Below are 22,108 nucleotides of genomic sequence, written 5' to 3'. Positions count from 1 at the left end.
AGGCCCGCCCCGCGCGGGCGATCAGGCCGCGAGCTTCGCCCGCACCGCCTCGCCCATCGCCTGGGTCGACAGCTTGCCGCCGAGGTCCGCCGTCCTGGCGCCGGCGGCGATCGCCTGCGCCACGGCGCGCTCCAGCGCCGCCGCCTCCTTGTCGAGGCGCAGCGAGTGGCGGAGCAGCATCGCGGCGCTCAGGATCGTCCCGATCGGGTTGGCGAGCCCCTTGCCGGCGATGTCGGGCGCCGAGCCGTGGATCGGCTCGTAGACCCCGCGCGTGCCCTCGCCCAGCGACGCGCTCGGACAGAGCCCCAGCGAGCCGGCGAGCACGGCCGCCTCGTCGGTCAGGATGTCGCCGAACATGTTCTCGGTGACGATGACGTCGAACGCCGCCGCCGCCGTGATCAGCCGCATCGCGCACGAGTCGACGAGCTGGTGCTCGATGCGGATCTCCGGGTGGCGCGCGGCGACCTCGGTCGCCACCGTCCGCCAGAGCCGCGACGACTCGAGGACGTTCGCCTTGTCGACCGACGTGACGAGCCGCCGGCGCGGCGCGGCCAGGCGGAACGCGAGCTCGACGACGCGCTGGATCTCCTCGTCCGTGTACTCGAGCGTGTCGACCGCGCGCCTGCGCCCGTTCACCTCCTCGCGGAGGCGCGGCTTGCCGAAGTAGAGCCCGCCCGTGAGCTCCCGGACGACCAGGATGTCGACGTCCGCGAGCCGCTCCGGCTTGAGCGGGGAGGCCTGGACGAGCTCCGGGAACAGGCGGATCGGCCGCAGGTTCGCGAACAGGCCGAGGCCCTGGCGCAGCGCGAGCAGCCCCTGCTCGGGCCGGACGTTCGCGCTCGGGTTGTCCCACTTCGGGCCGCCCACCGCGCCGAGGAGGACGGCGTCGGCCGCGCGGCACGCGTCGAGCGTCTCCGGCGTGAGCGCGGTGCCGGTCGCGTCGATGGCGCACCCGCCGATGAGGTGCTCGGAGTACGTGAAGCTGTGGCCGAACTGGGCGGCGATGGCATCGAGGGTGACGCGGGCTTCGGCGACCACCTCGACGCCGATGCCGTCACCGGGCAAAAGAACGATATTGGCCTTCATGCGACCTCGCTGGCAGGCAACGTGGATGTGTACTGCGCTGGCTCTCGCGCTGCGAGCGTGAGCCCATACTCGATCCCGTCCGCGAGCGCATGCCAGGAAGCGTCGATGATGTTCGTCGAGGCGCCGACCGTGCTCCACTGGCGGTGCGCGTCGCGGCTGTCGATGAGCACGCGCGTCGTCGCCGAGGTGCCGTCGCGCCCGTCGAGGATGCGGACCTTGTAGTCGACGAGCTGGATGTCGCGCACGGCAGGGAACACGGGCGCGAGCGCCTTGCGGAGCGCGCCGTCGAGCGCGTTGACGGGGCCCGACCCCTCGGCCGCCGTGATCACCACCTCGTCGCCGACCGCGATCTTGATCATCGCCTCGGCGAAGGTGCCGACGCCCTCGCGCTGGCCCGCGATGACCTTGAAATCGAGCAGCCGGAACGGCGGCTTGTAGCCCGGCGAGCTCCGGCGGAGCAAGAGCGCCACCGACGCCTCGGCCGCCTCGAACGACGAGCCGCGCGCCTCGCGCTCCTTGATCTGCTCGAGCACCTCCACCTCGGCGCCGGCCTTCACCTCGAGCCCGAACTCCTCGGCCTTGCTGAGGAGGTTGCCGCGGCCCGACAGCTCGCTCACCACGGTGCGCATCGCGTTGCCGACGAGCGCGGGGTCGATGTGCTGGTAGGACGCCGGCTCGCGCCGCATCGCCGCGACGTGCACGCCGCCCTTGTGCGCGAAGGCGCTCCGCCCGACGTAGGCCATGTGATCGTCGGGGGCGAGGTTCGCCAGCTCGGCGACGTAGTGCGAGAGCTCGGTGAGCCCGCGGAGCGCCCCCTCCGGCAGCGCCCTGAGGCCGAGCTTCAGCTCGAGGTTCGGGATGATCGCGCAGAGGTTCGCGTTCCCGCAGCGCTCGCCGTAGCCGTTGATCGTGCCCTGGACGTGGCGGGCGCCCGCGCGCACGGCGGCGAGCGAGTTGGCGACCGCGAGCTCGCCGTCGTTGTGCGCGTGGACGCCGAGCGGGTGGCCGAGCAGCGCCTTCATCTCGGCCACGATCGCCTCGACCTGCCACGGCATCGAGCCGCCGTTCGTGTCGCAGAGCGTGAGCACCTCGGCCCCGCCGCGCGCCGCGGCGCGCAGCGTCTCGATCGCGTACGACCGGTCGAGCGCGAACCCGTCGAAGAAGTGCTCGGCGTCGTAGACCACGCGGCGGCCGTGCGCGCGCAGGTAGGCGACGGTCTCCTCGATCATCCGGAGGTTCTCGTCGAGCGTCGTGCGCAGCACCGCGGTCACGTGCTGCGTCGAGCTCTTGCCGAAGATCGTGCAGACGCTGGTGCCGGCGGCGAGCAGCGCGCGCAGGCCGGGGTCGTCCTCGGGGGCGAGCGAGGCCCGGCGCGTCGAGCCGAACGCGGCGATCTTCGCGTGCTTCCACTCGATGTCCTTCGCCCGCTCGAAGAACTGCGCGTCCTTCGGGTTCGAGCCGGGCCAGCCGCCCTCGATGAAGGTCAGGCCGAACGCGTCGAGGTGGCGCGCGATCTGCAGCTTGTCCTCGCACGCGAGCGAGATGCCCTCGCGCTGGGTGCCGTCCCGTAGCGTGGTGTCGTAAACGTCGACGCGGTCCGCGGGGCGGGCGCCCTGCTCCGCGCCGTTGAGAGGCGGATTCATAAGCTTCAACTTCCTTGTGCGGCGGGGGCAGGCCGCCGAGCTCGCCGGCCCCGCGCGGGGCCCTCGTGCGCTCGGCGCACCGGCCTACCTCGCGCTCTCGACGGCGGCGCCGTGGCCGCTCTGGTTGCTCTCGTTGCTCTCGGACGCCGCCGCGTCTTCCCTGGGCTCGACGCCGTAGGTCGCGAGGAGCCGGTTCAAGGCGGTGAGGTACGCCTTCGCGCTGGCGACCAGGATGTCCGTGTCGGCGCCGTGGCCGTGGAACACCCGGTGCGAGGCGTCGTGCTGCGGGTGCCGCTTGCTCGACGTCGCGTCCGCCCGGACCCGGACGCTCACCTCGCCGAGCGCGTCGATCCCCTCGGTCACCGCGTGCACGGAGAACTCGAGGAGGCTGCTCGGCACGCGGACGATCTCGTCGATCGCCCGGTAGGCCGCGTCCACCGGCCCGGTGCCGATCGCGGCGCGCACGTGCAGCGCCCCGTCCGGCCCGCGGAGGCGGACCGTGGCCGTGGGCATCCCGGTGGTCCCGCAGGCGACCTGGAGCGCGTCGAGCGTGTAGAGCTCGTCGCCCTGCGCCCGCGTGGTGGAGACGATCGCCTCGATGTCGGGATCGGTGACGTGCTTCTTCTTGTCGGCGAGCGCCTTGAAGCTGGCGAACGCCGCCGCGAGCTGGGCCTCGTCGAGGTGGTAGCCGAGCTCCTCGAGCCGGTTCCTGAGCGCGTGCCTGCCCGAGTGCTTGCCGAGGACGAGCCGGGTCTGCGTCACCCCGACCATCTCCGGCCGCATGATCTCGTACGTCTCCTGGTGCTTCAGCATCCCGTCCTGGTGGATGCCCGACTCGTGCGCGAAGGCGTTGGCGCCGACGATCGCCTTGTTCGGCTGGACGTTGAAGCCCGTCGCGGCGCTGACGAGGCGGCTCACCGTGGCGATCTGGGTCGTGTCGATGCCGGTGCGCAGCCCGAAGACGGCCCGGCGCGTCGCGAGCGCCATGACGACCTCCTCGAGCGCGGTGTTGCCGGCGCGCTCGCCGATGCCGTTGATGGTCACCTCGGCCTGGCGCGCGCCCGCGCGGATGCCCTCCAGGGCGTTCGCCGTCGCGAGCCCGAGGTCGTTGTGGCAGTGCACCGAGATGATGGCGCGGTCGATCCCCGGGACGTTCTTGCGGATGCCCGCGATGAGCGCGCCGAACTCGCTCGGCATGGTGTAGCCGACCGTGTCCGGGATGTTGAGCGTGGTGGCCCCGGCGGCGATCGCGGCCTCGAGCACCTGGTAGAGGAACTCGGGCTCGCTCCGGCCGGCGTCCTCGGGGCTGAACTCCACGTCGGCGCAGAGGTCGCGCGCGTACGCGACCATGGCCCGCACGCGGTCGAGCACCTCGGCCCGGGTCATCCGGAGCTTGTGCTTGAGGTGGATGTCGCTCGTGGCGAGGAAGGTGTGGATCCGCGGGTGCGCGGCCCGGGAGACGCCCTCCCACGCCTTGTCGATGTCGACCTTGGTGGCGCGGGCGAGCGCGCAGATGATCGGCGGGGTCGCGGCGGGGCGGCCGGGGACCGCGGCCGCGCCCACGCGCTCGGCGATCGTCTGGACGGCGAGCAGGTCGTCGGGGGAAGCGGCGGGGAAGCCCGTCTCGATGACGTCGACGCCGAGCTTCGCCAGCGCGAGCGCGATCTCGAGCTTCTCCGAGGACGTCATCGTCGCGCCCGGCGACTGCTCGCCGTCACGCAGCGTGGTGTCGAAGATGCGCACGTAATCGGACGGGGGCATCGCTTGATTCGCAATCATCTCAGGCATGGTGTTCTCCGCCGCCTCCCACGAGTGGAGAGGCTCAGTCGCCGGGCTTGATGGTGACGGGGTCGATGAACGGCATCATCTTGCGCAGGTTGGCGCCCACGACCTCGAGCCGCTGCTCCCGCTCCTTGGCCCGCGTCGCCTCGAACTTCGGCCGGCCCTCCTCGTTCTCCGCGATCCACTTGCGCGCGAAGTCGCCGCTCTGGATGTCGGCCAGGATGCGCTTCATCTCCTCGCGCGTGCGGTCGGTGATGACGCGCGGGCCGGACACGTAGTCGCCGTACTCGGCGGTGTCGCTGATCGAGTACCGCATGTAGTTGAGGCCGCCGCGGTACATGAGGTCGACGATGAGCTTGAGCTCGTGCAGACACTCGAAGTACGCGATCTCCGGCTGGTAGCCGGCGTTCACGAGCGTCTCGAACCCGGCCTTCACGAGCTCGCTCGCGCCGCCGCAGAGCACCGCCTGCTCGCCGAACAGGTCGGTCTCGGTCTCCTCAGCGAACGTCGTGAGGAGCACGCCGGCGCGCGTCGCGCCGATGCCCTTCGCGTAGGCGAGCGCCTGCGCCTGCGCCTTGCCGCTCGCGTCCTGGTGGACGGCGAGCAGGGCCGGGACGCCGCCGCCGGCCTCGTACGTCTCGCGCACCCGGTGCCCGGGGCCCTTCGGCGCGATCATCGAGACGTCGACCGACGCGGGGGGCGTGATCGTGTTGAAGCGGATGTTGAACCCGTGCGCGAACATGAGCGTCTTGCCCGGGCCGAGGTGCGGCGCGATCTGCTCGTTGTAGATGCGGGCCTGCGACGTGTCGGGCGCGAGGATCATGATGACGTCGGCGGCCTTCGCGGCCTCGGACACCGTGGCCACCTGAAGCCCCGCGGCCTGCGCCTTGGGCCGGCTCTTGCTGCCCTCGGGCAGGGCGACGATCACCGTCGCGCCGCTGTCGCGCAGGTTCAGCGCGTGGGCGTGCCCCTGGGAGCCATAGCCTACGATCGCGATCTTCTTGCTCTGGATGAGCGACAGATCCGCGTCGTTCTCATAAAAAATCTTCGCCATCTCACTCTCCTTCAACAGGGATCCGCACCTCGCGGCTCCCGTCCTTCACGTCATCCGTCATCAGGGCGCGCTGCTGTCGGCTCCGCGCGCAGGCAGCACGGTGTCGAGCCTGGCCTCGGCCTCCTCGGCGCCGCGGGTCATCACGATCATCCCCGTCCGCACCATCTCGATGATCCCGAACGGGCGGAGCACGTCGAGCAGGCCCTCGATCTTGTCGCCGGTGCCGGTGATCTCGATGGTGAGCGCCTCGGGGGCGACGTCGACGGTGCGCGCGCGGAACACCTCGCAGAGCTGGAGCACCTGCGCGCGGGTCGTCGCGTCCGCCTTCACCTTGATCAGCGCGAGGTCGCGCGCGACCGAGGCCGTGTGGGTGACGTCGCGGACCCAGAGGGTGTTGACCAGCTTGTACAGGTTCGCCTCCAGGCGGCGCGCCCCGTCCTCGTCCGCCTCGAGGACCAGGGTGAGGCGCGAGACCCCGGCGATGTGGGTGCGCCCGACGCTCAGCGACTCGATGTTGTACGCGCGGCGCCGGAACAGCGACGCGACGCGGTTGAGCACGCCGGGGCGGTCTTCGACGTAGGCGATGAACGTGCGCAGGATGGGTCGATCCATGGATGCCTCTTGAAAGTCCCTCTTGTCTCTGGGGCGCCCGGCAGCGGCCGCGACGCGCTCGTACGCGCCCCGCTCGCCCGGCGCGCGCGCCGGACGAGCGCTCGGGGCGCGCGCCTCTACGGGTGCGTTCACGGATCCTCCCCGGTCTCCAGGATGGGGCTCGGGCGGCGGATCATGTCGTTCAGGTCGGCGCCCGCGGGGACCATCGGGTAGACGCTGTCCTCCTGCTCGACGCGGAAGTCGATGACCACGGTGCCCGGCGTCGCGCGGGCGCGCTCGACCGCGCCCGCGATCTCCTCGCGCTTCGTCACGCGGATGCCGGTCAGCCCGTGGGCCTCGGCGAGCTTCACGAAGTCCGGGCTGCGCATCGGGGTCGCCGAGTAGCGCCGGTTGTAGAAGAACTCCTGCCACTGGCGCACCATGCCGAGGTAGCCGTTGTTGATGACGGCCACGTGGACCTTGATGCCCTCCTGCGCGCAGGTCGACAGCTCGCACGCGGTCATCTGGAAGCCGCCGTCGCCCACGACCACCCAGACCTCGTCGTTCGGCTTCGCGAAGCGCGCGCCGATCGCCGCAGGCAGGGCGAAGCCCATCGTGCCGAGCCCGCCGGAGGTGATGAGCTTCCGCGGGTGATCGTGCTTGTAGTACTGCGCTTCCCACATCTGGTGCTGGCCGACGTCGGTTACCACAAGCGCCTTGCCGTCGGTGAGCCGCCAGAGGTCGTGCATCACGTGCGCGGCGTACAGTTTGTCGTGGTACGGCAATTGTTGAATGTCACGGACCGCCGAGTCGCCCTTCAGGGTGCTGATGCGCTCGACCCAGGCGCTCCGGTTGCGCTGCTTGCACCCGGGGATGAGCGACAGGAGCGTGTCCCGGACGTCCCCGACGAGGCCGACGTCGACCTTGACATTCTTGTTGATCTCGGAGCGGTCGATCTCGACGTGGATCTTCTTCGCCTTCACCGCGTAGGTCTTGAGGTTGCCGGTCACGCGGTCGTCGAAGCGCATCCCGAGCGCGATGAGGAGGTCGGCCTCCTGGATGGCGGTGTTCACCCACGCCTCGCCGTGCATGCCCATCATGCCGAGGCTGAGCGGGTGGGTCGCCGGGAAGCCGCCGAGGCCGAGCAGCGTGGACGCGACGGGGATGCCCGTCTTCTCCACGAAGGCGAGGAGCTCGCGCGTCGCCTCCGCCCGGACGATGCCCTGGCCGGCGAGGATGAGCGGCCGCTCGGCCTCGTCGATGAGCTCGATCGCCTTCTCGATGTCCGTCTGGACGGCGTGGTAGCCCGGGCGGTAGCCGGGCAGGCGGACCTCGCCCTTCGGCGGCTCGAAGTCGATCGACGCCTGCTGGGCGTCCTTGGTGATGTCGACGAGCACCGGGCCCGGGCGGCCCGAGCGCGCGATGTAGAACGCCTCGCGGATGGCGGGGGCGATGTCCTGGACCTCGGTCACGAGGTAGTTGTGCTTGGTGATGGGCAGGGTGACGCCGGTGATGTCCGTCTCCTGGAAGGCGTCGGTCCCGAGCAGCTTCGAGGACACCTGCCCGGTGATACAGACGATCGGCGACGAGTCGAGCATCGCCGTCGCGATCCCGGTGACGAGGTTCGTCGCGCCGGGGCCCGAGGTGGCGACCGCCACGCCGACCTTGCCCGAGGCGCGGGCGTACCCGTCCGCCATGTGCGCCGCGCCCTGCTCGTGCCGGACGAGGACATGGCGGATCGGGTAGCCGAGGATCGTGTCGTAGGCGGGCATGATCGCGCCGCCCGGGTAGCCAAAGACCACGTCCACGCCTTCGCGGACGAGGACTTCCCAGATAATCTGTGCGCCGGTTCGTTTCATAGTCTCGACTCCGATCGAGTCACGCTGGTGGAAGATGGCGCCGTGGGCGCCTTGGCCGCGGGTTCCGCCGTCTCTCAGGGGTTCGGTAATTTAGGCGATCGCGCGCTGGAGGTCCTCCCGCGGGCCGCCGCCGCTGCTCTCCTCGCGGCGGAGCGCGTCGAGCACCCGCCGCGCGTCGTCGAGCGACACGACGCGCGAGGTGCCCGCGGCGGGGGCCGCGCCGGGTCGCGCGGAGGGCGGGTCGGAGTGGAACTCGAACGAGGCCTCGGCGGCGCCGTCCGGGCGCGCGCCCTTCAGGCGCGTCGAGGAGCGCTGGGGCGCGCGGACGGCGCCGCCGCTCGCGCGCGCGCGGATCTCGTCGACGAGCGCCTCGAACTCCTCGCGCACGGCGCTCGACGCGACGGGCATCCCACAGCCCGCGGCGACGAGCTCTGCGAGCTCCGCGATGCGCTGGCCAACGGCCTCGCTCGAGGCGTCCTCGCGATTCTTCCTCGAATGTTCCTTGCTCACCTGATCCTCCTTGACGACGGCTGCTCTTCGTGAACCCACAGGCCAGAAAAACGAAAGCCCCCGGACCTTCTCGGTGCGGGGGCCTATCTCCATGCTGCTCAGCTCAGAGCGGCGGCCCGCACCCGTTCCCGACGCGAATCAGCCCGACGACGTCGACTAGGCTGACGAGCGCAGGAATGGCTAGGCCCGCTAGGAGCCCGACGGACACGCCGCCCTCGACGACAAGCGGACGCGCCGCCGAGGTCGCCGACGAAGCGCGGTGCACCAGCTTCACAGCGGGGTTCCCATCGCCGGAGGCGTGGGCGCTGGCGGTGCACGTCGACTTCTGCATAGCGTGAGTGCCTCTAGCTTGCAGAGCTGCTGCGTCGCGTCAAGTTATTTCTTTACAGATCGCGTGTTTCTGCGGTGTTTCGTGCACTTTTTTTTTGTTCGCGCATGCCCACCGCGAGCGCGTGACGTTCTGCACGAACACGCGCTGTCCGCGTCGCTCGCCGATGCGCCGCTCTGGCCGCGACGGCGCAACGGCGCGACGGGGGCGCGCGCGGTGTGCATGGAAGCGTCGCTCGATCGCGGCGCCCGGCGGGCCCTGCGAGGCGCATCGAGCGCATCGCGCGCATCGCAGGGAGCGCGCGGCGACGAGCGGATGCGGCGCGGTGCCGGAGCGCCAGGGGAGGTGTGAGCAAACACCGGACCTCGTTTCGTGCGCGCCCGAAGTGCGGAGTGCTGCCTTGAACCGACTGCCGCCGGTTCGCGCGGCTCCACCATGGAACCGCCATGCAAGCGCATCGCGTGGCGCAGGCGCGCCCTGCCAATCGAACGGTCTCGCCCTGCGGTCGCCGGCGCCGCCGCGCGGCCTCTCCCGCCGCGATCGGGCTCGTCGCGCTGTGCAGCGCGCGGGCCGGCGCCGCCGCGGATCGCGTCGATCCCGCGCGACGAGCGGAGCTCGCGGAGCTCGCGAGCGCCCAGCCCGCGCGGCCGCTGCCGCTGCCGCCGCCGCCAGCGCCGCCGCGCCGCGGGCCGGGGCCGCGCACCGCCCCGACGCCCCGGACGCCAGCGCCGGCGGCGGCCAACCTGAGCACCTTCCTCGAGCTCCGGGACGATTACGTCTCGCGCGGCAGCGGCGGCTTCTACAACGCCACGGTGCTCCGGGGGGACTACGCCTTCGACAGGAGCTTCGCGCTGCGCGCGGACGTGCCGCTCGCGGTCGCGAGCGGGCCCGATGGCCGGCGCGACGCGGGGCTCGGCGACGTCCTGATCCGGCCGCTCGTCCGCGCGATCGGCACGCCGCGGTTCGCGCTCGTCGTCGGCTCGGATCTCGTCCTCGACTCGGCGACGCGCCGCGCGCTGGGCTCGGGCAAGAACCAGGTCGCGCCCCTCGTTCAAGCGTACGTCCGCGTGGCGCGGCCCGCGCGGCTGGGGCTCCAGCTGCAGCACGCGGTGTCGTTCGGCGGCGATCCGCGGCGCGACGACATCCAGACGTCGGTGGTGCGGCCCTTCGCGATCGTCGAGCTGCCGCGCGGCTTCTGGGTGAGCCCGGACCAGAGCTTTCACTTCAACCACCGCGGCGCGCCCCGCGTCGTGTCGACGAGCGTGCTGGAGGTCGGCGCGGAGCTCAGCGAGCGCGTGCAGGTGTACGTCGATCCCGGCATCCAGGTCGACAGCCGCGGGGGGGGCGGCTGGGTGTTGACCGGGGCCGTGCGGTGGGCCTTCCCGCAGCGGTCGCGGGGGCACGCGGCCGCGCCCTGCGCCGGCGCGGGCGAGTAGGCGGGCGGCCGCCGTCCGCGCGCCGGCGTGCGGGCGCGCTCAGCGGGGTGCGCTGCGGCGCCGCTCGGCGGGGGCGGCGCGCGCTCGGCGGGGCGGCGGCGGCTCGGCGCGGGCGGCGGCTCGGCGCGGGCGGCGGGGGCGGCGAGGGCGGCGGCGGGGACGGCGGGGCTCGGCGAGGAGGCGACGGGTCCGGCGAGGGCGGCACGCGGCGCGCGTTCGGCGAGGGTCACGCGCGGCTGGCGCCGGGGAGGGCGGCTGGGCCATTGTCGGGCCCTGGGGCGGCCCCTTGACCCGGGTCGCCGTCCCGCGCCTGATCGCTTATCGCACCCACGCCCATGCTTTCACGAGATCCGTTGCTCCTGCTCTCCGCCACGCGGCTGGCTGCGCTGATCCGCGCCCGGGCCGTGACGTCGGCCGAGGTCGTGGAGGCCCACATCCGGCACATCGAGCGCGTGAACCCGACGCTCAACGCGATGGTGGCGAACCGGTTCGACGCCGCCCGCGCCGAGGCGCGCGCCGCCGACGCGCTCCTCGATCGCGGCGACGCCGCCGCCGCGCCGCCGTTCCTCGGGGTCCCGTGCTCCATCAAGGAGAGCTTCGCCGTCGCCGGCATGCCGAACTCCGCGGGGCTCGTCGCCCGCGCCGGCGTGCGCGCGACGGAAGACGCGGTGACGGTCGCGCGCATGCGCGCCGCCGGCTTCATCCCGCTCGGCGTCACCAACGTCTCGGAGCTCTGCATGTGGATGGAGTCGAACAACCGGCTCTACGGCCGGACGAACAACCCCTACGATCCGGCGCGCACCGCGGGCGGCAGCTCGGGCGGCGAGGCCGCGGTCGTCGGCGCGGGCGGCGCGCCGGTCGGGCTCGGCTCGGACATCGGCGGGTCCATCCGGATGCCCGCGTTCTTCAACGGCGTCTTCGGCCACAAGCCGACCGGCGGGCTCGTGCCGACCTCGGGCCAGTTCCCGCTGCCCGGCGAGCGCGGGCTCCGCTACATGACCGCGGGGCCGATCGCGCGGCGCGCCGAGGATCTCATGCCGGTGCTCCGCGTCCTCGCGGGCCCCGACGCGCGCGATCCGGCCTGCGCGCCGCTGCCCCTCGGCGACCCGGCCTCGGTCGACCTCGGCGGGCTGACGGTGCTCTCGGTCGAGCACGACGGCGTGCGCCGGGTGAGCGACGATCTCCTGGCCGCGCAGCGGCGGGCGGAGGAGGCGCTCGCCGCGCGCGGGGCCACGGTCCGCAAGGCGCGCGTCGAGCTCCTCGCGCGGGCGCTCGACATCTGGACCGCGATGCTGGGCGTGGCCGGCGGCGTCACGTTCCGGGCGCTGCTCGGGGACGGCCGCCCGATCAGCCTCCCGCGCGAGCTCGCCCGCTGGTCGCTCCGCCGCTCGGCGCACACGCTGCCCGCGATCGGGCTCACGCTGCTCGAGGACGTCGGCCGGCACTTCCCCTCGCGCACCGCGCGCGCCCTGGAGCTCGGCGAGGCGCTCCGCGCCGAGCTCGTGGCGCGCATCGGCGAGCGGGGCGTGATGCTCTACCCGTCGTACCCGCGGCCCGCGCCGCGGCACTACGCGCCGCTCCTGCCGCCCTTCCAGTGGACGTACACCGCGGTGCTCAACGTCATGGAGATGCCGGCGACGCAGGTCCCGCTCGGCCTCAACGCCGACGGGCTGCCGCTCGGCGTCCAGGTGGCGGCGATCCACGGCAACGATCATGTGACGATCGCCGTGGCGCAGCACCTGGAGCGCTCGTTCGGCGGCTGGGTCCCGCCGTCTCTCTCGTGGTGCCGACGGTGACGTTTTCCCGCCCGCGGTCGTGGTATCAAGGCTCCCCCCATGACCCTCGACCGCACGTACGATGTGATCGTCTACGGCGCGACCGGCTTCACCGGTCGCCTCGTCGCCGAGTATCTCGCCACCAGGGGCAAGGAGGCCTCCGCCCGGGACGACGCCTCGGCGCGACCCGCCCGCTTCGCGATCGCCGGCCGGAGCGCGGGGCGCCTCGCCGAGGTGAAGGCGGCGCTGGAGGCGATCGATCCGGCCTGCGCCGCCGTGGGCGTCATCGAGGCGACCTCGGAGGACGCGGCGTCGCTCGAGCGCATGGCGAGCCAGGCGCGCGTGGTCATCACGACCGTGGGCCCGTACTCGAGCCGCGGCGAGGCGCTGGTCGAGGCGTGCATCCGCGCGGGCACCGACTACGCGGACCTCACCGGCGAGCCCGAGTTCGTCGATCGCCTCCTCGAGCGCCACCACGAGGCCGCCCGCGCGGCGGGCGTGAAGATCGTCAACTGCTGCGGCTTCGACAGCATCCCGCACGACCTCGGCGTGCTCTTCACGGTGACGAAGCTCCCCGCGGGCGAGCCGATCGCGGTGGAGGGCGTCGTGCGCGCGCACGGCAGCTTCTCGGGCGGCACGTGGCAGTCGCTGCTCGAGATCATGGCGCACGGCGGCCGCAGGCGGCGCGAGGCGCGCTCCGAGGGGGCGCGCGGCGCGCGCAAGGCGCAGGGGCTCAAGGCGCGCATCCGCTACGAGAAGCCGCTGCGCGCCTGGGTCTGTCCGATGCCGAGCATCGATCCCGAGATCGTGCTGCGGAGCGCGCGGGAGCTCGACGTCTACGGCCCCGATTTCCAGTACGGGCACTACATGCAGGTCAAGTCCGGGCTGCAGCTCGTGATCGGGATCGCCGGCTTCGGCGCCGTGGCGGCGCTCGCCAAGGTGGGGCCGACGCGGGAGCTGCTCCGCAAGGTGCGCAGCCCGGGGGAGGGGCCGAGCGCCGAGGAGCGGGCGCGCAGCTGGTTCCAGGTGACGTTCCACGGCAAGAGCGCGTCGCGCAGGGTGGTTACGCGCGTGAGCGGCGGCGATCCGGGCTATTCGGAGACGGCGAAGATGGTGGCGGAGTCGGCGCTCTGCATGGCGTTCGACCGCGAGCGGCTGCCGGCGCGCGCCGGCGTCCTCACCCCGGCCGTGGCCATGGGGGAGCGGCTCATCGAGCGGCTGCAGGCGGCGGGGATCCGGTTCGAGCTGCTCGAGGGGTGAGCGCCGGCGGCGGGCCGCGGCGATCCGAGGGAGCTCGACGCCGCGCCCAGCGTACCAGGCACTGCCCATCTCCATCGCACCGCGCGCGGCCCGGGCGCGCCGCCCGCGGCATCGATCGAGGCCGCGAGCGCCCCGGCGCCCGCGCTCGGCGCGGAGGAGGGCTGTCGAAGGAAACGCTCCGTGACAGGCGGAGAGTCCGCGATGCTCGCTCTCCGTATCGCCGGCGGATCGCACGTTATCGACGCCGTCTCGAGTCGCTCGCATCGCTCGCATCGCTCGCATCGCTCGACTCCACAGAGAGGGCATGTCCCTGGTGGATTTCTCGATGTCAACGGCCCGTGACATTGTGAAACGCGGAGTCCCTGGGTATCCTCGCGCGAAGTGACCGGCACCGAGGAGCACGGCCTTCGCGGGGAGGAGACGCTGCCCCTGTCCCCGGGCCCGGGGGCAGGCCTGGCGAGCGCCTCGACGGCGGAATCCCCGGTCCTCGGGGCGGCGCCTCGCGGGTCCACCGAGCCCGCGCGGCGCCCGGAGGAGAGCGCCGCGAGCAGGACGGGCCCGCTGCGGCGCTCCTCGACGGCGCAGGAGCCTGCCGGCCCGCCCATGTCGAGCCGGCAGGCCTCCGGTCCGGCCATCCGCGCCGGGACGCTCATCGGGCATTACGAGCTCATTCGCGAGCTCGGCCGAGGGGGCATGGGCACCGTCTTCCTCGGCCGCGACGTCCGCCTGGGGCGCCTCGTGGGCATCAAGGTCGTCACGAGCCTGACCGGCGCGAGGCTCCAGCGGTTCCTGGTCGAGGCCCGCGCCACCGCGCTCTGCAAGCACGAGAACATCGTGACGATCCACGATGTGAACGAGCACGACGGATATCCGTACATGGTGCTCGAGTACATCGACGGCCAGAGCCTCCGCGCGTGGATGGATCAGCGCAGGCCGGCCGGCGCGGACGAGACGGTCGCGGCGGCGCCGGTGTCGGCGAGCGCCGCCGTGGAGATGATGGTGCCGGTGGTGCGCGCCCTGTCGTGCGCCCACAAGCTCGGCATCGTCCACCGCGATCTCAAGCCCGAGAACATCATGCTGGAGGCGTCCGGCGCCATCAAGGTGCTCGACTTCGGCATCGCCAAGCTGCTCGACACCGACGTCGCCGGCCCGGTCGATCGGGCGCCCATCTCGATCCGCACGACCCTGACGCGCGAGGGCGCGATGATGGGGACGATCCCGTACATGTCCCCGGAGCAGTGGCTCGGGGAGGGGATCGATCACGCCAGCGACATCTGGGCCGTGGGCATCATGCTCTACGAGCTCGTCACCGGCGCGCACCCGCTCGCGCCGGTCACGGTGCACAGCCTCATGCAGGTCGCCCTGCTCGACCAGCCCATGCCCGAGCTCGACGGCGCGCGCCCGGAGCTCGGCGCGCTCGGCGGGATCATCGATCGCTGCCTGCGCAAGCGGAAGGCCGAGCGCACCGCCTCGGCGCAGCAGCTCCTCTCCGAGCTCCTGCCGCTCCTGCCCGGGCGCCACGAGATCGTCCTCGGGGCCGACGAGAGCCCCTTCGCGGGCCTCTCGGCGTTCCAGGAGGCCGACGCGGACCGCTTCTTCGGCCGCGCGGAGGACGTCGCCAGGATGGTGACGCGGCTGCGCAGCCAGCCGCTCCTCGCGATCGTCGGCGCGTCGGGCGTGGGCAAGTCGTCGCTCGTCCGGGCGGGGATCGTCCCGGCGCTCAAGCGGTCTGGCGGAGGGTGGGAGTCGCTCATCCTCCGGCCGGGGCGCGAGCCGATGGCGGCGCTCGCCGAGCTGCTCAGCCACCCCTCCTTGCTGTCGAGGGGCGGCTCGGAGCGGCCGGAGCCGCCGGGCGGCGACGCCTCGCGCGGGCGCACGCTCGTCGACCGGCTGCGCGCCGAGCCGGGCTACCTCGGGGCCGAGCTGCGCGCGTGGGCGGCGCGGAAGCAGCGCCGCGTCGTGCTCTTCGTCGACCAGTTCGAGGAGCTCTACACGCTCTCCTGCGACGCCGGCGAGCGCGCCGCGTTCCTCTCGTGCCTCGGGGGCGTCGCGGACGACGCCTCCTCGCCCCTGCGCGTCATCCTGTCGATGCGGTCGGACTTCATCGAGCGGGTGGCCGAGGACAGGCATTTCATGGCGGCGGTGACGCGCGGGCTCGTGGTCCTGCCGCCCATCGGCCGCGCCGGGCTGCGCGAGGCGCTCACGAGGCCCGTCCAGGCGGCGCGGTACGAGATCGAGGATCCGGCGCTGGTCGAGGACATCCTCGACGTGCTGGAGACGACCCGCGGCGCGCTGCCGCTCTTGCAGTTCATGGCGGCGCGGTGGTGGGATCTGCGCCATCGCGAGCGCCGGCTCCTGACGCGGGCGAGCTACGAGGCGATCGGCGGCGTGGCCGGCACGCTCGCGAGCCACGCCGACACGGTGCTGGCCGGGATGAGCGTGCGCCAGGCGAAGCTCTGCCGGGCGGTGTTCGAGCGCCTGGTGACGCCCGAGCGCACGCGGGCCATCGCCAGCCTGCGGGAGATCCGCGAGCTGCCGGGGGAGCCAGACGAGATCGAGGGGGTGGTCCACGTCCTCTCGGACGCGCGGCTGCTGGCGGTCGAGACGGGGCGCGACGACGCCGGCAGCCGCGTGGAGATCGTGCACGAGTCGCTCATCGAGCGCTGGCCGACGCTGCAGCGCTGGCTCGACGAGAACCAGAAGGACGCGGCGTTCCTCGACAAGCTGCGCGTGGCGGCGAGGCAGTGGGAGTCGAGCGGCTGCGCCGACGACACCCTCTGGCGCGGCAAGATCGCCCAGGAGGCGCGCCGCTTCCGCGACAGGTACCATTATCAGGGCCGCTTGCCCGAGCGGGAGCAGCGGTATCTGGACGCCGTGCTCCGGCTGGCGAGCCAGGCGAAGCGCCGGCGGCGCAGGCTGATCGTCGGCACCATGACGGGGCTCGCCCTGCTGGTCGCGATGGCCGCCCTGGGGATCATCAAGGTGGTCCGCCAGAACCAGGTCATCACCGCGCAGCTCCAGGAGATCCGCCAGACCGAGTACAACCTCGCGCAGGCGCTCGCGAACGAGCGGGCGGCCCGCGAGGCCGCCGAGCGGGCGCGGAGGAACACGGAGGACCAGCGGCGGCTGGCGGAGGTCCTGCAGAAGGAGGCCGAGGAGGCGCGGTACCGGGCCGAGTCCGCGGCCGAGCAAGCGCGGAAGGCGGCCCGGGACGCCCGGACGGCGCGCGACATGGCGCGGGCGTCCGAGAGCGGTGCGCGCGTCGCCGAGGCCCGGGCCAGCGCCGAGGAGCGGCGGGCCAAGGAGGCGGCCGAGCACGAGCGCCGCAGCCGGGAGGCGCTGGAGCAGCTGATCCAGCGCTCGGTGGGGAACATCCGGGAGGATCTCCGGTAGCAGGCCGCCTGGCGCTAGCCGTCCAGGCGAGCGCGGCGGTTCTGGCGGGCGGCGACGTTTGATAGAATGGTCCCGTGCATGGCGAGACCTGGATCTTCGGTTACGGCTCGCTGATCTGGCGGCCGGCGTTTCGATTCGAGCGGATGGCGCCCGGGTACATCACCGGCTGGGCGCGCCGGTTCTGGCAGGGTTCCACCGATCACCGGGGTGTTCCCGGGGCGCCGGGGCGGGTGGTCACGCTCATCCCGGCGCCTCTCGCGCGCTGCTGGGGGATGGCCTATCGGGTCGCCGCCGCCGACGTGGACGAGGTGCTCCGCGCGCTGGATCACCGCGAGAAGGGCGGATATGCGCGCTGCGACGTGCCGCTCACCCTGGCGGAGGAGGCGCACGCGGAGAGCGCGCCGCGGGCGGCCATCGTGTACGTGGCCACGCCCGACAACCCGGATTACCTCGGCGAGGCGCCCCTGGCCGAGATCGCCGCGCAGGTGCTCGCGTCCCACGGGCCGAGCGGCGCCAACGTCGAGTACGTCCTTCGGCTCGCCGACGCGCTCGCGGCGATGGATGCGACGGACGATCACGTGACCGAGCTCGCGCAGCTCGTCGGCCAGGGCGCCATCGCTTGCGCGCCTCGCCCCGAGAGCCGCCCCGCGCCGGCCGCTGCGCCTTAAAGGCCTCTCCGGCTGATCGCGGATCGGCCTCGAAGGGACGTCACCCCGCCCGAACGAAGAGAATTTTTAACGCAAAGGCGCAAAGGCGCAAAGGCGCAAAGGCGCAAAAAGATGAATAATTATCATTTTTTTTGCGTCTTTGCGTCTTTGCGCCTTTGCGTTGAATCCTCTTTCCGTATCCCTGGCCGGACTCCTGGTGAGCGGCGCTAGTTGACCTCGCCGCCCCCGTCCCCGCCCGTGTGGTCCGCGACCCCGTTGGCCCCGTCGGCCGCCGCCGCCGGCGGCGTCGAGCCGCCGCCGTCCTCGCCCTCGGTCGCGTCCGCCGCGAACGCCTCGACCGCGACCACCCGCTCGTCCTGCCCCACGTGCATGATCCGCACGCCCTGCGCGTTGCGCCCCGTCTCGCGGATCTCGCTCGCCTTCGTCCGGATCATCTGCCCGCGGTCGGTCACGATCAGCACCTCGTCGCTCGGGCTCACCATGGCCACGCCCACCACCGGCCCGTTCCGCTCGCTCGCGTCGATCAGGATCACGCCCTTGCCGCCGCGGCTCTGCAGCCGGAACTCCTCGAGCGGCGTCTGCTTGCCGTACCCGCGCTCGCACACCGCCAGCACCCGGTCGCGCCCGTCGCCGCTCACGCCGAGGCCCACCACCACGTCGCCCTCGTCGAGCTCGATGCCCTTCACGCCCATCGTCGCGCGGCCCGTCGGCCGCACCTGGTCCTCGGGGAAGCGGATGCTCATCCCGCTCCGCGTCGCGATCACGAGCTCGCGCTTGCCGTCGGTGAGCGCCGCCGTGAACAGCTGATCGCCCTCCTCGATCCGGACCCCGATGATCCCCTTGTCCCGGTAGTTCTCGTACTCGTTGAGCGCCGTCTTCTTGATCTGCCCGCGGCGGGTCAGGGTCACCACGTACGTCTCGCCGTCGAAGCTCGGCACCGGCGTGATCGCCGCGACCTTCTCCCCCGGCTCCATCCCGACGAAGTTCACGATCGCCCGGCCCTTCGCGTTCCGCGGCGCCTGCGGGATCTCGTAGACCTTCTTGACGAAGACCTTGCCCTTGTCGCTGAAGAAGAAGACGTACGAGTGCGTCGACGCCACGAAGAGCTGGCTCACCCAGTCCTCCTCGCGCGCCTCCATCCCCACCATCCCCTTGCCGCCGCGGCGCTGCGCCCGGTACGTCGAGGTCGGCGTCCGCTTCAGGTAGCCGGCGTGCGAGATGGTCACGACCATGTCCTCTTCCTGGATCAGGTCCTCCATCTGGATCTCGGCCTCGGCCGGCACGATCTCGGTGCGCCGCTTGTCGCCGAAGCGCGCCTTGATCTCCTCGAGCTCCATCACGATCACGTTCATGAGCAGCCCCATGTCCGCCAGGATCGCCCGGAGCCGCTCGATCGTCTGCGACAGCTCGCCGTACTCCTTCGCGAGCTTCTCCCGCTCGAGGCCGGTCAGGCGCGACAGCCGCATCTCGAGGATCGCCTTGGCCTGCCGCTCCGACAGGAAGTAGTCGCCGCGCGTGTCGGCCTCGGCGCACTCGGGCTCCGGCCGGCCGGCGCGCCGCAGGAACTCGCCGAGCCCGCGGAGCGGCAGCCTCTGCAGGTTCTCCCGCGCCTCGTCCGTGTCGCTCGAGGCCCGGATCGTCGCGACGATGCGATCGATGTCGCTCGTCGCCATCCCGAGCCCCTCGACGAGCTCGCGCTGCGCCTCGGCCTGCCGCAGCTCGAAGCGGCAGCGCCGCGTCACGACCTCGCGCCGGTGCTCGATGAAGTGCGAGAGCGTGTCCTTCAGGCTCAGCACCGCCGGCCGCCCGTTCGCGATCGACAGGTTGATGACCCCGAACGTCGCCTGGAGATCCGTCAGCCGGTAGAGCTGGTTCAGCACCACCTGCGGGAAGATGTCCTTCTTCAGCTCGACGACGATCCGCATCCCCTCGCGGTCGCTCTCGTCGCGCACCTCGCTGATCCCCTCGATGCGCTTCTCCTTCATGCACTCGGCGATCTTCGCGACCAGCCGGGCCTTGTTCACCTGGTAGGGGATCTCGGTGAACACGAGCTGCTCGCGGTCGCCCTTCATCGTCTTCTCGACCTGGCTGCGCCCGCGCATCGTGATCGAGCCGCGGCCGGTCGTGTACGCCTGCACGATCCCGCTCTTGCCGTAGATGAGGCCGCCGGTCGGGAAATCGGGGCCCGGCACCAGGTGGAGCAGCTCCTCCAGCGTGATGTCGGGGTTGCGGATGATCGCGATCGTCGCGTCGATGATCTCGCCGAGGTTGTGCGGCGGGATGTTCGTCGCCATGCCGACGGCGATGCCGCCCGAGCCGTTGACGAGCAGCTGCGGGAACTTCGCCGGCAGCACGCTCGGCTCGAGCTCCGAGTCGTCGTAGTTCGGGACGAAGTCGACCGTGTCCTTGTCGAGGTCGGCGAGCAGCTCGACCGCCATCCGGGACAGGCGCGACTCCGTGTACCGCATGGCCGCGGGCGAGTCGCCGTCGATCGAGCCGTAGTTGCCCTGCCCGTCGATGAGCGGGTAGCGCAGGCTGAAGGTCTGCCCCATGCGGACGAGCGCGTCGTAGACCGCGAGATCGCCGTGGGGGTGGTACTTGCCGAGGACGTCTCCGACGACGCGCGCGCACTTCTTGTGCGCGCCGGAGGGGCCGATCTTCTGCTCGTTCATCGAGTAGAGGATCCGGCGGTGCACCGGCTTCAGGCCGTCGCGCACGTCCGGGATCGCGCGGCCGATGATCACGCTCATCGCGTAGTCGAGGTAGCTCGTCCGGAGCTCGTCCTGGATGCTGACCGGAACCTTCTGCTGGATGTTCGACGTCTCTTCCATGGGATCTGCACCCGAGGCGCGGGGCGTGCGCGGCGCGCGCGGCCCCGTCGTAGAGGCCCATCCCAGCGCGGCTCGAGCGTCGAGCGGGGCGGCGGAGGCGTCTCAGGCCTCGATCGGCGAGCGACGAGGTCGAATCCGGCCTCCGCCGCTCGCCCTTGACCCGCGCTGTTCAGGGGATGCGACGGATGCGTTCAGGTACTCCAAGGGGCAGGCCGGCGCAAAGGGTTTACCGGCCTCCGGGCGTCGCTCCGGTCAGCGGGGCGCGCACGCGGCGCGCGTGGTCGCGCCGGGGCGGACCTCGCCGCTGCACTGGGCCAACAGCGCCGGCGCCCCCTTCGCGTCGCGCACCTCGACCGAGGTCGTGTACGCGCCCGGGGGGAGGGCCGAGAGGAGCGCGCGCTCGCCGCAGGGCACGGGGCCGACGTAGGGGGGCGCATCCGTCCCGGGCTGCTCGCCGTCGGGCAGCGGCTCGGTCGCCGTGTAGCTGGCCGCGGCGGCCCCGCAGGCGAGCTGTTCCGCGTCGAGGAGCGCGCCGAGGTCGAGCTCGAGCGCTCCCGTGTCGGACAGCGGATCGCAGGTCGCCGTCGCCGTGACGCCCGCGCTCGCGGCGGCGAAGCAGCTCGACCCGAACAGGAGATCGCCCGCGGCGTTCTTCGCCTCCAGGCGGAAGACGTGGGCCCCTGCCGCGGCGACGCCCAGGTCGTAGACGATGGGCTCGGCCGGCGGGCAGCCGACGCCGAGCACCGGCGCGAGCGCGCCGCCCTGGGGGAGGACGTCGAACGACGCGACCTCTCGGTCGCCGGCCCCGCAGCGCAGCGCGCCGAGCGCGCTCGCCGGGTCGAGCACGATGGCCGCGCGCTGCGTGTCGTCGGGGCCGGAGAGCGCGGCGCACCCCTGGACGACGACGTTGACGCCGGTCTTCGCCACGAGCTTGCCGGCGTCGTCCGCGGCGTCGGGGCCCGGGCACGCCCACGTCCAGCGCGGCGCGACCGGGGCGCCGTCGACGAGCATGTGGGGGCTCCCGGAGGTCTCGTCGCCGGCGGGGGTGAGCTCCTCGGCGTACTGCGCGTAGCCGTCGATCCTGGCCGTGTACTCGTGCCCCTCGACGACGTAGGTGAACGACACGCGCGACGTGCACGGGATCGGCGGCGACGAGGCGAGGGTGAACGGACCGCCCTCGGCGCTCTCGTCCGTGAGCGTGGCGACGTAGCTGCGGATCGCCCCCGGCTCGTTCGAGCACCGCACGTCGCCCAGGAAGGCGAGCGGGTCGATGGCGAGCGAGGTCTGGATGCGCCCGTCGTCGTCGTCGTCGTCGTTCCCGCTGGTGCAGGCCGCGAGCGCGAGCACGGCGAGCGCCAGGGCGCGCCGGCCGGACCAGGGCTGCGGGGAGAGCCCGCCTTCGCGATCCCCACCGGACGAGGTTCCACAACCAGCTCGAGCTCGGCCCATCGGCAGGGGGCACTAGTCCAAGCCGGGGAACGGCGCCACATGAAACGCGGCCCGCCCCGCGCCGGGAGGGCGCCGGCGGGCCGCCTCCGGCCCTGACCGCACGCTCGCGCCGGGCTCACCCCGGCCTGGGGATCCTCCCGTCGATGCCGTCGCCCGCCGTCCGCCGCGCCCATCGCCCCCGGGGCGCGCCGGCGCTCGCGCAGCATGGTCGAGCTCGCGGCCGCAGGGCCGGCGCAGGAGCGATGACCCTCGATTTCAAGATCTCTCGCGCAGAGCGCCAGGGTGCCTTGATGAACGCGTGGAGCCCATTCCTGGTTCGATGATGAAATTGCCAAAAAAAAGAGGCTAACTCGCCGCGTGGCTCGAACGCGGGAATCGATTGAAAAGGCGCCAAGGCGCTTCGAGCGCTTGCGGTTCATTCCGGTGTCGATGGTGAAATTATC

14 protein-coding genes are annotated in these 22,108 nt (G+C 72.4%); 5 read left to right on the top strand and 9 right to left on the bottom strand.

Translation table 11 applies throughout. The features are described 5' to 3' along the window. Positions 1–21 precede the first annotated feature (21 nt). The 7 genes from leuB to WMF20_RS21630 all read right to left on the bottom strand — a co-directional run bounded on the left by leuB (position 22) and on the right by WMF20_RS21630 (position 8,525). Positions 22–1,086, bottom strand: coding sequence for a 3-isopropylmalate dehydrogenase (leuB, locus tag WMF20_RS21660; RefSeq protein WP_437616426.1), 1,065 nt, complete (start codon positions 1,084–1,086; stop codon positions 22–24). Beyond that, positions 1,083–2,729, bottom strand: coding sequence for a citramalate synthase (gene cimA / locus WMF20_RS21655; RefSeq protein WP_129576145.1), 1,647 nt, complete (start codon positions 2,727–2,729; stop codon positions 1,083–1,085). Before cimA ends, leuB begins: the two co-directional genes overlap by 4 nt. 84 nt (positions 2,730–2,813) lie before the next feature. Further along, positions 2,814–4,490 (bottom strand): 2-isopropylmalate synthase, encoded by a 1,677-nt coding sequence (locus WMF20_RS21650; protein ID WP_437616424.1) that lies wholly within the window; start codon positions 4,488–4,490, stop codon positions 2,814–2,816. Between the two features lie 61 nt (positions 4,491–4,551). Further along, a complete protein-coding gene (gene ilvC, locus WMF20_RS21645) occupies positions 4,552–5,565 on the bottom strand; it encodes a ketol-acid reductoisomerase (protein ID WP_437616422.1) in 1,014 nt (337 codons plus the stop codon). A gap of 60 nt (positions 5,566–5,625) precedes the next feature. Beyond that, positions 5,626–6,177: an acetolactate synthase small subunit gene (gene ilvN, locus WMF20_RS21640; RefSeq protein WP_129576143.1), complete on the bottom strand. Its 552-nt coding sequence runs from the start codon at positions 6,175–6,177 to the stop codon at positions 5,626–5,628. Positions 6,178–6,305: 128 nt separating this feature from the next. Next, the gene (gene ilvB, locus WMF20_RS21635) at positions 6,306–8,015 is read right to left on the bottom strand and encodes a biosynthetic-type acetolactate synthase large subunit (protein WP_129576142.1); all 1,710 of its coding nucleotides are present in this window, start codon (positions 8,013–8,015) and stop codon (positions 6,306–6,308) included. Positions 8,016–8,105: 90 nt separating this feature from the next. Further along, a complete protein-coding gene (locus tag WMF20_RS21630; RefSeq protein WP_437616420.1) occupies positions 8,106–8,525 on the bottom strand; it encodes a hypothetical protein in 420 nt (139 codons plus the stop codon). A gap of 774 nt (positions 8,526–9,299) precedes the next feature. On the opposite strand from WMF20_RS21630, the gene WMF20_RS21625 reads away from it, so the two are divergent. From WMF20_RS21625 to WMF20_RS21605, 5 genes are all read left to right on the top strand, one after another. After that, a complete protein-coding gene (locus WMF20_RS21625) occupies positions 9,300–10,289 on the top strand; it encodes a hypothetical protein (RefSeq protein ID WP_437616418.1) in 990 nt (329 codons plus the stop codon). A 335-nt stretch (positions 10,290–10,624) separates the two neighbouring features. Continuing rightward, positions 10,625–12,085 (top strand): amidase, encoded by a 1,461-nt coding sequence (locus WMF20_RS21620; protein WP_437616416.1) that lies wholly within the window; start codon positions 10,625–10,627, stop codon positions 12,083–12,085. Between the two features lie 39 nt (positions 12,086–12,124). After that, positions 12,125–13,324: a saccharopine dehydrogenase family protein gene (locus WMF20_RS21615; RefSeq protein WP_437616414.1), complete on the top strand. Its 1,200-nt coding sequence runs from the start codon at positions 12,125–12,127 to the stop codon at positions 13,322–13,324. A gap of 381 nt (positions 13,325–13,705) precedes the next feature. Further along, positions 13,706–16,717 carry an nSTAND1 domain-containing NTPase gene (locus tag WMF20_RS21610; RefSeq protein ID WP_437616412.1) on the top strand — a complete coding sequence of 1,004 codons (3,012 nt, stop codon included), beginning with the start codon at positions 13,706–13,708 and terminating at the stop codon, positions 16,715–16,717. A gap of 74 nt (positions 16,718–16,791) precedes the next feature. Further along, positions 16,792–17,385 carry a gamma-glutamylcyclotransferase gene (locus WMF20_RS21605; protein WP_437616410.1) on the top strand — a complete coding sequence of 198 codons (594 nt, stop codon included), beginning with the start codon at positions 16,792–16,794 and terminating at the stop codon, positions 17,383–17,385. A gap of 206 nt (positions 17,386–17,591) precedes the next feature. Here WMF20_RS21605 and gyrA read toward each other — a convergent pair whose 3' ends face one another. Both gyrA and WMF20_RS21595 read right to left on the bottom strand, forming a co-directional pair. Next, on the bottom strand, positions 17,592–20,216 hold the full coding sequence (gene gyrA, locus WMF20_RS21600) for a DNA gyrase subunit A (protein ID WP_129576135.1): 2,625 nt from the start codon (positions 20,214–20,216) through the stop codon (positions 17,592–17,594). Between the two features lie 252 nt (positions 20,217–20,468). Continuing rightward, the gene (locus WMF20_RS21595) at positions 20,469–21,665 is read right to left on the bottom strand and encodes a hypothetical protein (RefSeq protein WP_437616408.1); all 1,197 of its coding nucleotides are present in this window, start codon (positions 21,663–21,665) and stop codon (positions 20,469–20,471) included. Between the last annotated feature and the right edge of the window lie 443 nt (positions 21,666–22,108).

Source organism: Sorangium sp. So ce834, assembly GCF_051521425.1.
Classification (GTDB): domain Bacteria; phylum Myxococcota_A; class Polyangia; order Polyangiales; family Polyangiaceae; genus Sorangium; species Sorangium cellulosum_D.
Note: the sequence above shows the minus strand (reverse complement) of the source record. Positions and strands in the feature narration are given on the sequence as shown.

Excerpts from the sequence above, each read along its gene's own strand:
- leuB (WP_437616426.1), bottom strand. The coding sequence starts at position 1,086 with ATGAAGGCCAATATCGTTCTTTTGCCCGGTGACGGCATCGGCGTCGAG.
- cimA (WP_129576145.1), bottom strand. The coding sequence starts at position 2,729 with ATGAATCCGCCTCTCAACGGCGCGGAGCAGGGCGCCCGCCCCGCGGAC.
- WMF20_RS21650 (WP_437616424.1), bottom strand. The coding sequence starts at position 4,490 with ATGCCCCCGTCCGATTACGTGCGCATCTTCGACACCACGCTGCGTGAC.
- ilvC (WP_437616422.1), bottom strand. The coding sequence starts at position 5,565 with ATGGCGAAGATTTTTTATGAGAACGACGCGGATCTGTCGCTCATCCAG.
- ilvN (WP_129576143.1), bottom strand. The coding sequence starts at position 6,177 with ATGGATCGACCCATCCTGCGCACGTTCATCGCCTACGTCGAAGACCGC.
- ilvB (WP_129576142.1), bottom strand. The coding sequence starts at position 8,015 with ATGAAACGAACCGGCGCACAGATTATCTGGGAAGTCCTCGTCCGCGAA.
- WMF20_RS21625 (WP_437616418.1), top strand. The coding sequence starts at position 9,300 with ATGCAAGCGCATCGCGTGGCGCAGGCGCGCCCTGCCAATCGAACGGTC.
- WMF20_RS21620 (WP_437616416.1), top strand. The coding sequence starts at position 10,625 with ATGCTTTCACGAGATCCGTTGCTCCTGCTCTCCGCCACGCGGCTGGCT.
- WMF20_RS21615 (WP_437616414.1), top strand. The coding sequence starts at position 12,125 with ATGACCCTCGACCGCACGTACGATGTGATCGTCTACGGCGCGACCGGC.
- gyrA (WP_129576135.1), bottom strand. The coding sequence starts at position 20,216 with ATGGAAGAGACGTCGAACATCCAGCAGAAGGTTCCGGTCAGCATCCAG.
- WMF20_RS21595 (WP_437616408.1), bottom strand. The coding sequence starts at position 21,665 with ATGGGCCGAGCTCGAGCTGGTTGTGGAACCTCGTCCGGTGGGGATCGC.